The sequence below is a fragment of the Trinickia sp. genome, assembly GCF_051961175.1.
Classification (GTDB): Bacteria; Pseudomonadota; Gammaproteobacteria; order Burkholderiales; family Burkholderiaceae; genus Trinickia.
Map to the genome: position 1 here is coordinate 1 of NZ_JBQCDN010000365.1, position 12,751 is coordinate 12,751.

10 protein-coding genes and 1 pseudogene are annotated in these 12,751 nt (G+C 61.7%); 6 read left to right on the forward strand and 5 right to left on the reverse strand.

Features of this window, described 5'->3' with window-relative positions; all coding sequences use genetic code 11:
* Nucleotides 1–401 (forward strand): hypothetical protein (locus ACTHL0_RS21035; RefSeq protein WP_440568833.1); only part of this gene is annotated, 401 nt, incomplete at its 5' end.
* Nucleotides 402–464: 63 nt separating this feature from the next.
* Here ACTHL0_RS21035 and ACTHL0_RS21040 read toward each other — a convergent pair.
* Together ACTHL0_RS21040 and ACTHL0_RS21045 are read right to left on the reverse strand one after the other, a co-directional pair.
* Nucleotides 465–1,100, reverse strand: coding sequence for a cytochrome b (locus tag ACTHL0_RS21040; RefSeq protein WP_440568834.1), 636 nt, complete (start codon nt 1,098–1,100; stop codon nt 465–467).
* 199 nt (nt 1,101–1,299) lie between these two features.
* Nucleotides 1,300–2,679 carry an FAD-containing oxidoreductase gene (locus ACTHL0_RS21045; protein ID WP_440568836.1) on the reverse strand — a complete coding sequence of 460 codons (1,380 nt, stop codon included), beginning with the start codon at nt 2,677–2,679 and terminating at the stop codon, nt 1,300–1,302.
* A gap of 70 nt (nt 2,680–2,749) precedes the next feature.
* On the opposite strand from ACTHL0_RS21045, the gene ACTHL0_RS21050 reads away from it, so the two are divergent.
* Nucleotides 2,750–2,887 (forward strand): hypothetical protein, encoded by a 138-nt coding sequence (locus tag ACTHL0_RS21050; protein WP_440568838.1) that lies wholly within the window; start codon nt 2,750–2,752, stop codon nt 2,885–2,887.
* A 123-nt stretch (nt 2,888–3,010) separates the two neighbouring features.
* Nucleotides 3,011–3,256: pseudogene (locus ACTHL0_RS21055) on the forward strand (PDDEXK nuclease domain-containing protein); the annotation flags it as partial.
* 30 nt (nt 3,257–3,286) lie between these two features.
* Here the strand turns inward: ACTHL0_RS21055 and ACTHL0_RS21060 are convergent.
* Together ACTHL0_RS21060 and ACTHL0_RS21065 are read right to left on the reverse strand one after the other, a co-directional pair.
* On the reverse strand, nt 3,287–4,612 hold the full coding sequence (locus tag ACTHL0_RS21060) for an NAD(P)/FAD-dependent oxidoreductase (protein ID WP_440568839.1): 1,326 nt from the start codon (nt 4,610–4,612) through the stop codon (nt 3,287–3,289).
* Between the two features lie 2 nt (nt 4,613–4,614).
* The gene (locus ACTHL0_RS21065; RefSeq protein ID WP_440568840.1) at nt 4,615–5,349 is read right to left on the reverse strand and encodes a cupin domain-containing protein; all 735 of its coding nucleotides are present in this window, start codon (nt 5,347–5,349) and stop codon (nt 4,615–4,617) included.
* Between the two features lie 768 nt (nt 5,350–6,117).
* Here ACTHL0_RS21065 and ACTHL0_RS21070 point away from each other — a divergent pair.
* From ACTHL0_RS21070 to ACTHL0_RS21080, 3 genes are all read left to right on the forward strand, one after another.
* Nucleotides 6,118–7,437, forward strand: a complete 1,320-nt coding sequence (locus tag ACTHL0_RS21070) for an MFS transporter (protein ID WP_440568841.1) — start codon at nt 6,118–6,120, stop codon at nt 7,435–7,437.
* Nucleotides 7,438–7,724: 287 nt separating this feature from the next.
* Nucleotides 7,725–9,626: a GGDEF domain-containing protein gene (locus ACTHL0_RS21075; protein ID WP_440568842.1), complete on the forward strand. Its 1,902-nt coding sequence runs from the start codon at nt 7,725–7,727 to the stop codon at nt 9,624–9,626.
* Between the two features lie 249 nt (nt 9,627–9,875).
* Entirely contained in the window at nt 9,876–12,326 is a 2,451-nt protein-coding gene (locus ACTHL0_RS21080; RefSeq protein ID WP_440568843.1) for a PAS domain-containing sensor histidine kinase, read from the forward strand.
* Between the two features lie 41 nt (nt 12,327–12,367).
* On the opposite strand, the gene ACTHL0_RS21085 is transcribed toward ACTHL0_RS21080, so the two are convergent.
* Nucleotides 12,368–12,751: sodium-independent anion transporter (locus ACTHL0_RS21085; RefSeq protein ID WP_440568844.1), on the reverse strand; the 384-nt coding region annotated here is incomplete at its 5' end.

Genomic DNA, 12,751 nt, shown 5'->3' on the forward strand with positions numbered 1-12,751 from the left:
GGTTCGATATGGAAGCCGACTCGTCGTTTGAATTCCAAGAGAATGTGGTGGAGCCGGACTTCGAGGACGTGGACCTGCCTGCCGAGCCCGTCGAAGAATTTGAAGCCGTCGATGACGGCGATGTCGAAGTTGTCGTAAACGTCCGGGCGACGGCGCTCGCCACGGTGACGAGCCACTTCAATTTCAAAAAATGGGACGGCGTCGATAAAGAATCGATGCCGATGGGCACGACCGAAGAGCGAATCGACTTTGAGGCGCTTGTCACGCTTGAGGGCGTCAATCCGGACCACATGACCATCGCCTCCATTGAGATCCTCCCTGCCAGCCATCACATCGAGCTCAATACGATCGAGCCTGACTGGATGCGAGATCGATCGAGTTTTGATGTCGACTACCGGTGAGGGCGAGCATGCCCTTGAAGGGAGATCTAAATGCGCATATTCGTCGAATCGACTTTGAGGCGCCTATCTCCAAGGCAGCATTCTGCGCAAGGTATCGTCCTTAAAGCCGAAATGATGTCGCAGGGCGGCACCTATATGGACGGCGAGCAAGAGAATGAGTAGGTATCCGAGCGCTTTATGGATGCCGATGAACAGGGCAAACAGACGGTCGCTGCGGTGGATGAAGTCTGGCAGCGTCACGATCCCAAAAAGCGATACCGGGATGCCGGCGGCCGACGACATGAGCCAGCCCGTCATGGGCAAGGCGAACATCAAGCCATAGAAGCAAAGATGGACAAACCGGGCAGCGATCATTTGCCATTCGGGCAGATGTTCGACCAGTTTCGGCCGTACCTGGGTGACACGCCAGCCTAAGCGCAAAGCGGCCAGCACGAGGACCAGCATCCCGAATTGCTTGTGTTCGAGAATCAGTATGATCTTTCTGGTATCGAAGCCGACATCCGGTAGGGCGGCCATGTAGAGCCCCATGGCCACGAGCCCGATCATCAGAAGGGCCATTGACCAGTGAAACGCGATCGCGACGATGCCGTAGCGGTCTTCGTTGTTTGCGATCGGGGGCATCGCTTGCGTCCGATTCACCCTATCTGGAAGGGCCGCCAGTTCTGCATGATCCACATCACGCTTCGGCAGCGCTCTCATTTTGCCTGGGGTCCTGAGCGGCGGCAACCGGCCGCCGCATTCAGCGCATGCGTCATGGCCGGGGAGGCAGCCACCGCGGCCCGCTCATACGCGCTGCTTCAGTGCACCGGCCATCTGCGCCATCATTTCGGGATTCGGACGACCGCCGCCCAGGATGTCATCATCCCGAGACCGCTGCGGCGCGGCGGACGCTCCGGCGCTATGCCACAGGCTGTAAATCTTGCAGCATCGTCGGCACCAGTTCGGTCACGGTCGGATGAATGTGCACCGCGCGGCTGATCGTGGTGTACGGCATTTTCGCGTACATCACATCGAGCAGCGAATGCACCACTTCGTCGCCCGTCACGCCGAGGATCGACGCGCCAAGAATCGCCCCGGTGTCCGCATCGACGATCACTTTCATGAATCCCTGGCTCTCGCCTTTTTCCATGGCGCGTCCGACGCGCGTCATGGGCCGGGTACCTACCAGCAGCTTGCGGCCCGACCGTTTCGCTTCATTCAGCGTCATGCCGATGCGGCCGAGCGGCGGGTCGATGAACAATGCGTACGCCGGGATGCGGTCCGTCACCTTGCGCGGATCGTTGTCGAGCAGATTGGCCACAACGATCTCGTAGTCGTTGTACGACGTATGGGTGAACGCGCCGCGGCCGTTGCAGTCGCCGAGCGCCCAGATGCCGGGGACGTTGGTGCGCAGCTGTTCATCCACTTCGATGTAGCCGTGCTTATCGGTCACCACTCCGGCTTTGTCCAGCCCGAGAGCATCGGTATTCGGCACGCGCCCGACGGCGAGCAGCAGATGCGAGCCCACAGCTTCCCGAGCGCCGCCGGAGCAATCGAGTCCGACGATCACGTTGTCTCCCTCGCGCCGCGCGCTCAGGCAGTTGGAATCGAGCTGGACATCGATGCCTTCGGCTTCCAGGATTTCCCGCACCGCCTGCGACACGTCCTCATCCTCACGCTGAATCAGGCGCGGGCCTCGCTCCACGATCGTTACCCGTGATCCGAAGCGCCGGTACATCTGACCGAATTCGAGCCCGATATAGCTGCCGCCGACGACAATCAGGTGCTCCGGCAGAAAGTCCACGTCCATCATGGTCGAATTCGTGAGGTAAGGCACCTGATCGAGCCCTGGCATGGGCGGAATCAGCGCGCGTCCCCCGACGTTGATAAAGATCCGTTCCGCTTCCAGCAATTCGGCCCCAACGCGCACGGTACTCGCGCTCTCGAAGCAGGCGTGCCCCTGGTAGACCGTGCAATGCTCCAGGCCGCGGACCCACTTTTCCACGTTGCCGCTCGAGCGTTCGGACATCTGATCTTTGCGCACCTTCACCTGTTTCATGTCGACCGTGATCGGCCCGCCGATCACAACGCCGTACTCGGCAGCCCGCCGGGCCAGGCGGGCCGCATAAGCGCTGGCCACCAGCGTCTTGGTGGGGATGCAACCGGTATTCACGCACGTGCCGCCGAACCGCCCCCGCTCGATGACGGCGACTTTCATGCCGGCACCGGAGAGCCGCGCGGCGAGCGCCGGGCCGGCCTGTCCGGTGCCGATGACGATTGCATCGAAACGTTGATTCATCGCGCGCCTCCTTTGTCGGTCAGCCGTCATTGGGCAGCGTTTTTTGCGGCTACCTTGATGGCCCTTGGCCATGACCGGCGTCGGTCAGATGATCGAGGAGCGAATCATCGATCTTGAGCGTGATGCCTTGCGCTGCCGCGGTACGCATGGGGGCGATCTGGAGCTGCACTGCACAGCGAAGGCGATCACAGCCTTGTTTCGCGCCTGATCGCCACGGTAGGAGATTTCAGCCCCGACTGCAATTTTTTTGGGAGCTCTTTCAAGCAGTGGGCTAGCTGCCCTTTGAACCGGTATGGACTAAATGCTCGCTTGCAACACCGTGGGTCGTTGTGTCCAAAAACAAATGCTGGACGCAAATCGTAGGCTCGGCCGCGGCTTCGGCTGGCGCAACCTTGCGCAGATGCGCGCGTTCTACCTCGCATGGCCGATTGACCAGATTTTGCAGACGCTGTCCGCAAAATCACCGTCGATACCGGTTGTGCTCGGGGATGATTTCGCGTTCATCGGGCGACAACGTCGCTTGAGAATTGACGACTCTTGGTTCCGCGTCGATCTAGTGTTTTTCCACCGTCGATTGTGATGCCTAGTCATCATCGAACAGTCGTCGCTAAAAATCCGCCACCTTGCCCCATGCGGAATGCGCGAATCGGCCAGGCCGATACGGTAGAGGGTCCACGATCGGCTCCGTACCGGTGGCGAGATCTGCGATCAAATGCCCGGCGCCGGGCCCGATGCCAAAACCGTGACCGGAAAAGCCCGCGGCCAGGATCAATCCGGGCACGCCCGGCACCTCGCCAATGCCCGGAACGCCGTCGGGCGTGCTGTCGACGAACCCGGCCCACGCATGCGTAATCTTCGCGTCGCGTAATTCGGGCAATAGTTCGATGGCGCGACGATGCGTTTCGGCGACCGTCGCGCGATCAGGCTTCGGATCCAGGATGCGCACGTGCTCCATGGGTGTCGGCGCATCGAGCCGCCACCGCTTGAGCGTCTCGTGGCCCCCGCGGACGCCTTCCAGGCCGCCCGGAAGAAGGTTGCGCCAACGCTTGGCAAACATAGGGACGAACTGGGGCGCAAATCGCAGGAACTGCGGCGTCACATCGACGCGTGCCCGCCCGCTGATGGCCAGTGCATAACGTCCGTCGGTGCGGCGCGTAATCGATACGCCCGAAGTGAACAAAGCATCCGGCAAGCGATGTTCCACAGGCGACACGCTAAGGATGGATTGGCGGATCGAGGCCTGAGGAAAACGGATGCCGAGTTGCCGGCAAAATGCGGACGCCCACGCGCCACCCGCGAGCACGACTGTCCGCGTCTTGATGACCCCGGCTTCGGTTACTACGCCGCAAACCCGTCCGCCCTCCAGCTCGATGCCGCGCGCCGCGCAGCGTTGCGTGACGCTGCCCCCGAGCTTCATGAGCGCAGTGGCCACGGCAGGCGCGGCCTTGCCCGGGTCGGCCGTGCCGTCGCTGGGCGAGAAGACGCCGCCCTTCCAGGCCCGGCCCGTCGCCTTCCCGCGCTCGGCCGCTTGGCGGCTGTCGAGCATGTAGGTCGTCACGCCGGCTGTCTTTGCAAACTCGCCCCAACTGGCCCAGCGCGACAGCTCGGCCTCGTCATTGCTCAGATACAACAGGCCGCAGCGATGAAAGCCGGTGTCTTCACCGGATTCGATGGCAAATCGTTCCCAAAGATCAAGGCTCTTGCTCGCCATCGGCAATTCGCGAGCATCGCGGTTTTGCTGCCGGCACCAGCCCCAGTTGCGGCTCGACTGCTCGGCGCCAATCCTCCCCTTCTCCACCAAGGCGACGGAAACCCCGCGCTGCGCCATGTAGTAGGCGGCAAAGACGCCGATGATGCCGCCTCCGATCACGACCACGTCGGCGGCAGTTGGCGGCGTGGACGGAGTTTCAATGTGATGCAGCGGAGGGGACATGATTAATCTCGTTCGCTCGTAGCCTGGACGGTTTGAACAACATAGAACTTCGCGACGCGGTCGCTGCTTTCCCATCCGATCGGCGCACCCTCGGGCACGAAGAGCGCATCGCCCGCGCTGAGCGACAGCACGCTGCCGTCAGACGCGGCGAACCGTACGCTGCCGGCCACGAGATGCATGAATTCGTTCAAGCGATGCGGGCGAATGATCCGGTGGTAGGGCGTCGAATCCCACGTACCCGCCTTGTACTGTGCGCCGTCATCGGTGAAGACGTTATCGCTGCGGCATTCCGGAGCCGGGCCCAGCAACACTTCCGCCGGCAAGGTCGCGGATGGTTTGAAGTCGGCGTCGGCGCGCAAGGGCACGAGGCCGGTCTGTGTCGGCCGCTCGCAAGCGGCGGCGCAGAACACGAAACGCGTGCGGGATTCGGCTCTGATCCGCAGTGCGGTACCGCAGCTGATCACTGCACCCTCGTCCGGCCCCAGCACCAACGGCGGCATCCCGGCCGCTTCCAGCGCAAGCGCCCCTTCCACGACGACAATGGTTTCGATGTGGGGAAAGCTCGCTACGTCGAGCTCGCCGATAAAGCTGATACGACCGGCGGCAATCGAGTCCGGTCCTTCCCACGCGATCTCCCGATGTCGCGCGAATGGATCGTTCTGACCGAATGCGCCCCTGCGAAAGGAGGTCGAGACAGGCGCACCTTCGGCACGGTGCAATACGAATGCTGCGATCACTTTTGCTCCTATGAATTCCTGGACGGCTCTTCGTCCATGCAAGCACGCGACCCAACGTTGTCCACGCGGGACGCAAGAACCACAGGCTCGCCACGAGCCGCTTCGTAATGCACCGATGGCGATGCCGGCAGCTAAACTTTAAGCGGAGAGGGCTTCGCAGCCGCGCCGAATTGATGAGTACAAAAACATGTTTCACGCGTTTTCGCGGTGATCCGCGGCAGTTCCTGCTGCGTCGATGACGCAATGCCGTGTTCCAATGAGAAACCGCTGATCGATCTCGCGATCGGGCGTGCCGGACCGCGACACGTAGCCGGAGCCTTGCTATCGGCAACGATTTTCAGCTGCTCATCAACCGTAGCAATACCGCGCCGCCAATCCCTTGTCACAGCAGCAAGCTCCACGACACGCGAAGGTGCAACGACATCTCAACCTTGTCCGCGCCGAGCGCGTTCATGCGGTACATCCGTGCGCAACGAGAACTCATGCACCGCACCGTATCTGTGCCGTACTGCTTCATCGTGAGACTTCCTTCCCCCGTGCGGCTCCTTGGAATATCGGGCGAAGCCTTGCCTGACGGGCACATAGGGAATTGGCACGGAACTCGCTTAGGGAATCCCCGGCGAGTCAACGGCGATTCGCCCCCAATAATGTATTGAACCTCATTCATAGTGTGCCGCCCGGTAACGGGCGCCCTGGGCAACGGCGCCCTGCGCCCCCGATCTCTCGGTCGGGGCTGCGCAGGGCGCCGTTTCGTTTGGTAGATACCCCATGTCAGGCAAAGCAACCCGCATCGAGATTTTCAGTCTGCGCACCGCCCCGATGCGTGCGTTTCAACTCAGCTGGATCGCGTTCTTCGTTTGTTTTTTCGCGTGGTTCGCGTGTGCGCCATTGATGCCGCTGTTTGCACGGGACTTTCACCTGAGCGCAGCTGACGTCGCGAATATCAACATCGCAGCCGTCTCCGCGACGATCCTGGCGCGACTGATAATCGGTCCCATGTGCGACCGTTTCGGTCCGCGCCGCGTCTATTCAGGACTGCTGACGCTGGGCGCCATCCCCGTATTTGCCGTCGCGTTCAGCCATGACTACTGGACGTTCCTGCTTTGCCGGCTCGGCATCGGCGCGGTCGGCGCGAGCTTCGTCATCACCCAGTACCACACGTCGGTCATGTTCGCGCCGAACATCGTCGGCACGGCGAACGCGACGGCGGCCGGTTTGGGTAACGCCGGCGCGGGCCTCGCGCAAGCATTCGTGCCGGTGCTGCTGGCTGTGGCGATGATGCTCGGGTTCGGCGACGCGTCGGCCTGGCGCATCGCGCTGGTCGTGCCCGGCATCGCCATGCTGGTTGTCGCGGTGCTGTACTGGCGCTATACGCAGGACAGTCCAGGTGGCGACTTCATCGCACTGCGTGCCGCGAGCGCGACGGTGGCGAGTGACAAGCCCGGGGGCTGGGCGAGCTTTGCCGCCGCGTGCCGGAACTACCGTGTCTGGATGCTCGCCACGACGTACGCCGCCAGCTTCGGTGTCGAGGTGTTCATTCACAATATCGCATCGCTGTACTACGTCGATCACTTCCACCTTTCGCTGAAGGATGCGGGACTCGCGAGTGGAATCTTCGGCGCCATTGCGCTGTTCGCCCGTGCGCTCGGCGGCTGGATGTCCGATCGTTTCGCAGCCGCGCGCGGCCTCGAGGTCCGCTCGGTGTTGCTCGGTGGTCTGATCGCCGCCGAAGGGGTGGGTCTGCTCGCGTTCGCGTACGCCGGTAATGCCGGATCTGCAATCGGCGCGATGATCGTGTTCGGCCTGTTCCTGCACATGGCATGCGGCGCGAGCTATGCGCTCGTGCCGTTCATCGACCGCCAGGCGCTCGGCGGGGTGGCAGGGATTGTGGGCGCCGGGGGCAACGTCGGTGCCGTCGCGGCCGGGTTCCTGATGAAAGGCGTTGGCGACGTGCAACGGACGCTGACAATCATGGGCGGCTTCGTGCTGGCGTCGGCAGTCTGTGCATTCGCCGTGCGTTTCAGCGCCGAGCACAAGGCCCGCGAAGCCGAGCTGCGCGCCAGCGCGCTCGCAGCGAACGTCAATTGATCGCCGCCAGGAGAAAGCGGGAATATCGATGTCAAGCGAGGCTTCCTGGGGCCAGGGCCGGGCGACCGGCCATCTCGTACGATGGTGACCCCGGGGAAAAACGTCAATCGAAATAGGGAAATCCTTACTGTCATTCGCCCTTCAGATACGTGATTTTCTGTCGTTTAAAGGAGTGTTACGGACATAGATCGATAGAGGGGCAGGCGAATGGGGTTCTCATGGCAGAGCAAGCCTAGACCCAAATCCGACAGGGTTTCGTTGCCGAGGTATCGCCCGGTGGCTCAACCATGAACCCTACCCTGACGTCGCGCGCGCTGCGTCTTGCCGGCGTGCGCATCGCTCTCGTCTCCCTCTGCGCGGGCGCCGTCTCCTATTGCGTCAATCACGCGGCGCTGGAGAACTCGGTGCGTACGCAGCTTTCGCTCTCGGCAGAGCAAGCCTTGCAACGCGAATCGCTGCCTTTCCGGGAGGTCAGGGATCTCGAAAGGAACTTCCTCGACGAATTTCATCGAATCGATTCGATGCCCGAAGTGAGACGCTCGCTGGTGCACGATTTCGACGCTGTCTTCTATCGGCATCCGGATGGCTCTTACACACAGCGGCCCGGCCTGTTCGAAGGCAAGCCGCTGCCGGACGGCCGCCGCTTCCCGAATATGTCGGCCACCTACGCGCCCGACGTGCCGCCGAACGATGATGTGAAGGCGCGCTTCGCGCTCTCCTATCTACTGTCTTACCAGTACGGCTCCGCGACGAAGGGGCGGCTTTTCAATTTCTACGGCGTCGTGCCGGAGAAGGGTTTTCCGATTTATCAGGCCGCGGATATCGCGAAAGTTTTCAAATACGAGGGTCCCGATGCGCTAAGGCTCGAGACTTACGAGTTTTACTCGCGAGGCTTCGGCCAGACGCGTAGCGAGGCGCTGTTCACAAGAATCTATTGGGACTCGTCGAATGCCGCTTGGATGACGACGATTGCGACGCCGGACGCGGCCGATGCTTCCGGCAAACACCGGATCATGGCTTGTGTGGACTTGCTACTGGAAGGACTGATGAAGCGAACGGCAACGCCGGTGTTGCCAGGTACGCGCAGTACCATCTTTGCCGCCGACGGCGACGGTACGCTTATCTTTGACGGCGATTACGCGGGTGCCATTACGCGCAGTGAGGGGCATGCGTCCATCGCCTCGCTGCGGTTGACCGGCTACCGGGCGCTGCTCGATGCCAGTCGGAAACTCGCGCCCGGGACCGCGGCGCTCGTCGAGAGCGGAAGCGAGATCGCGGCCGTTGGCCGCATTCCGGAGACGCCATGGGTCCTCGCCGTGCACTACCCGAAATCGTTGATGCGGCCGGCGATCCTGACCAACCTCGCGATCGTGATCGCGGTAGGCCTTCTCACGTTGCTCGTCGAGATTTTCATTTTGCGCTCGATACTGCAAAGGCAGGTGGCAGAGCCGCTGAAGCGCCTGATGCGCGCCACCGAACGGGTCGGCCAGTCGGGTGTGGTGGTCGAAGAAGGCGAACTGCCCACGCGGTCGCGGGACGAGATCGGTCAGCTTGCGCGGGACTTCGCCAGCATGGCGGCGCGCGTTCGTGCGGCTCACGACGCGCTGGAACAGAAGGTGTCGCTCCGCACCTCCGAATTGGAACAACTCAATCGGACGCTGCTTCGAGTCAGCATGACCGACGAGATGACCGGCGTGGCCAACCGGCGTGCGTTTGACCAGGCCCTTGAGGACGGGCTTGCTCGACTTGATCGTGATGGCGGATTGCTGCTTCTGGCGATGATCGACGTGGACTGGTTCAAACGCTACAACGACCGGTATGGGCACCCGGCCGGTGATGCTTGTCTGCGTCGTGTCGCGGAAATATTGACGAGGAACGTGCGGCGCGAACACGACTTCGTCGCGAGATATGGCGGCGAGGAATTTGCGGTTCTCGCGCATGTTGCCGAACGCGATGATGCGCTCGCGATCGGACGAGCACTTTGCGCTGCCGTGAGGGAGTCGTCGATCGATCATGAAACGTCGCCGTTCGGATACGTGACGATCAGCGTGGGTATGGCGGTTGCCGCGGCCGAAGATTTCATGGCGCCGGAGGCGCTGCTGCTTCGGGCCGACCGTGCGCTGTACAGCGCGAAGGACGAGGGCCGTCACCGTGTCTCGATGACCGATTGCCAACTGACGCAGAACTGAAACGAAGCCGCCGAGACTTCGCTGTCGCCGCGCTTCAGAAAATCCTTACTCCGTTTTCAGGGCAAGCCGACTGCAATGTTCCTTCAAATTGACCGATAAAGACGCTCGTCGCTCGTGCTGCTGGGCGAATCCTGAAATGCGTTGATGTCTCACCCTACACCATCGTGCCTCTCGTAGGCGTCGTCGCCGGCATGCGGTGCGTCGCAGCCATTGCTTGTGGTGCGTTCTCCACGTATCGATCGAGCAGCGATGCTGCGCAACAGCGCTAACGCGAACAAGCGGGGGTTCCGATTGCCATTTGATACCGAACAAAAAACCACAGAATTCCTCGCGGCAGCGAAAGCCATCGATGCGATTGCCATCGAACTGCTCGCGCTGGGAGCGAGCAGCGAGCCGTTGCACGCGGTCCAAGCTAAGCTGAATCTGCTTGGCGGGCAATTGCGGGACCTCAGTGCCGATCTTTCGACGAACATCGCGGCGGGTGCCGCCAGCCATCTTGGAATGCGTGACGCACTCGCGATGAGCGAGCGTCAGTTCCGGGCCGTTGCCGAAAACCTGCCGCACCATCTCGCGCGTCATAACGCGGATGGCACTTATCGGTATGCGAACCCGAGGCTGTCCGCCTTTTTGGGCATTGCCGCTGCGGATATGCTCGGCAAGCGGCCCACGCAGCTTTTTATCGGGGAAGGTTATTCGGCATACGAATCCATGGTGCTCGAAACGGCACGGACCGGCTGTCCCCATGTCAAGGAGCTGCGGTTCGTGACTTGCGACGGGCAGCAGGTCATCCATGAGATTCGTTGCGTCGCCGAAAGCGGCGAGGCAGGTGCCGTTGCATCGGTGCTCGCCGTCGGCTACGACATCACTGAGCGCAAAAGGGCAGAATTCGCGCATAAGAAAGCACTCGATCTTGCGGAAGGGGTCATCGCCGCTATCCCCGACGTGCTGTTCGAGGTGGACGGCGACGGCCGTTACCTGAATGTCTGGACGAAGAATCCGGAATCGCTGGCGCGCCCGGCGAAGGAACTGGTCGGCAGATCTGTCCGTGAAGTGTTGGCTCCCGTGCAAGCTGAAGTCGCGATGCAAGCCATACGTGAAGCCGGCGAGCATGGGGTGACGTACGGCCACACGATCGCCATCGATCTGCCGAGTGGCGGTCGGCGGTGGTTCGAGCATTCGGTCGCGAGGAAGCCAGGCGACTGCCCTGCCGCCGACACCTTCCTTGTGCTGTCGCGCGATATTACAGCCCGTAGACAGGTGGAACAGGCGCTCAACGAGACGCACGTCAAGCTGCTCGGCGTGCTGCAGACCATACCGGACATGGTCTGGCTGAAAGATCCGGACGGCGTCTTTCTGCTCTGCAATCATGTCCTCGAACAGCTCGTAGGCCAGCCGGCGTCCGCGATCATCGGAAAAACCGACTATGACTTCTTCGACGCCGAACTGGCCGATTTCTTTAGAGAGAAAGACAGGGCTGCGATTGAAGCGGGACGGGTCTGCATCAATGAAGAGTGGATCACCGATCCGCGTACCGGGGAGCGTGCCCTCTTGGAAACGCGTAAGGTTCCGGTATTCGACGCCGATGGCAAGTTGACAGGGGTACTCGGTGTGGCGCGTGACATCACGGAGCGCAATCGCATAGCGCAAACGCTGGCCGCCCGCGAACGCGAATTCCGGACGCTGGCGGAAAACCTTCCCATGTCCATCGCGCGTTATGACCGTAGCGGCCGACGAATCTATGTGAATCCGAGGTTTGAAGGGGACGCCGATCTATTGGTGCCCGATTTGTCGGCGGGTGAGATTGCGCAGCGTTGCGTGACCCCGGCATCGGCCGCGGATCACCTGTTGCATGGCGTGATGAAGGTCATCGCGAGCGGTATTCCGACAGAACTGGAGCTTTGCCTCACGCGCGATCGAGAGCCCGCATGGCACGCTGTTCGAATTGCACCGGAGTTCGGTCCTGGCGGAGAAGTCGTGAGCGCACTCACCATCTGCTCGGACATCTCCGTTCATAAGCGAATGGAACGGGCGCTGCGTGCGCTTGTCAGCCGGCGCGATACCGACCTGGAGGAGGAGCGCCGCCGCATCGCACGCGAATTGCACGACGAGTTGGGGCAGCAACTGGTGGGATTGAGAATGAACCTGAAGCTGCTGGGTATTCAATTCGGCGATGGAGAACCGCAGCTACGCGAGGCGACGGGGCGGATGCTCGCCCTTGTCGATACGACCATTCAAACGACGCGTGACGTTTCGTCATCGTTGCGGCCGCCCGTACTCGACATGGGGCTGATTCCGTCGCTGGAATGGCTGACCGCGACGTTCATGCGGCATACCGGACTGCATTGCGCGCTTCGCGTGCCCCATGGTGAAGTCGACATGACGGAAGAGCAGCTGGTGACGATTTTTCGTATCGCGCAGGAATCGTTGACCAACGCTGCCAAGCATTCGAAGGCTGAGGTCATCGTGATCGCGTTTCGACGCGAGTCCGAGTGCTTCGTTCTCGAAGTGACAGACAACGGTAGGGGGTTCGATACCGGGACTCGGCCCAAGCTCAATACCTTCGGGTTGGTGGGGATGCGCGAACGCGCGCTGGCCGTCGGGGGCGAGCTGGCCATTGAAAGTGCGCGACATGTCGGCACAACGATTTGCGCCCGTATCCCGATTGGGACGACGGTGGAGGAAGTCGCGGGACAAACCTGATCGGGCTGGTGCCAACCACGTGCCGTTGCGTCACCTCGCCGCTATGCCTTGTCCTCCCAATCGTGCCACTCGACGGAGTGTGATTGCAAGTAGCGATCCACCGCTTGCCCGATTGTCGGGTGAAAATTGCGCTCGCCAATCAGTTCGAAGGTGCCGTAATGTTTCAGGCTGTCCTTCACCGGCCCTTTCATCTCGGCAAAGGAAAGTGTCACACCTCGCTCGAGCAGTTCATCGTGGATCTGCACGAGCGCATCGGCGGCAGTGACATCGATATCGGTCACGGGCTCGGCCGCGATCACGATCCAACTCGTCTTGGTCGGCGCCTCTCGCACCGCGCGGAGCGCACGTTCGCGAAAAATCTCCGCGTTTGCGAAGAACAGCGGAGCGTCCCAGCGCAGCAGCACGAGGCCGGGAATGCGGCGTGC

Excerpts from the sequence above, each read along its gene's own strand:
- ACTHL0_RS21075 (WP_440568842.1), top strand. The coding sequence starts at position 7,725 with ATGAACCCTACCCTGACGTCGCGCGCGCTGCGTCTTGCCGGCGTGCGC.
- ACTHL0_RS21045 (WP_440568836.1), bottom strand. The coding sequence starts at position 2,679 with ATGAATCAACGTTTCGATGCAATCGTCATCGGCACCGGACAGGCCGGC.
- ACTHL0_RS21070 (WP_440568841.1), top strand. The coding sequence starts at position 6,118 with ATGTCAGGCAAAGCAACCCGCATCGAGATTTTCAGTCTGCGCACCGCC.
- ACTHL0_RS21050 (WP_440568838.1), top strand. The coding sequence starts at position 2,750 with ATGACCGGCGTCGGTCAGATGATCGAGGAGCGAATCATCGATCTTGAG.
- ACTHL0_RS21080 (WP_440568843.1), top strand. The coding sequence starts at position 9,876 with ATGCTGCGCAACAGCGCTAACGCGAACAAGCGGGGGTTCCGATTGCCA.
- ACTHL0_RS21060 (WP_440568839.1), bottom strand. The coding sequence starts at position 4,612 with ATGTCCCCTCCGCTGCATCACATTGAAACTCCGTCCACGCCGCCAACT.
- ACTHL0_RS21040 (WP_440568834.1), bottom strand. The coding sequence starts at position 1,100 with ATGAGAGCGCTGCCGAAGCGTGATGTGGATCATGCAGAACTGGCGGCC.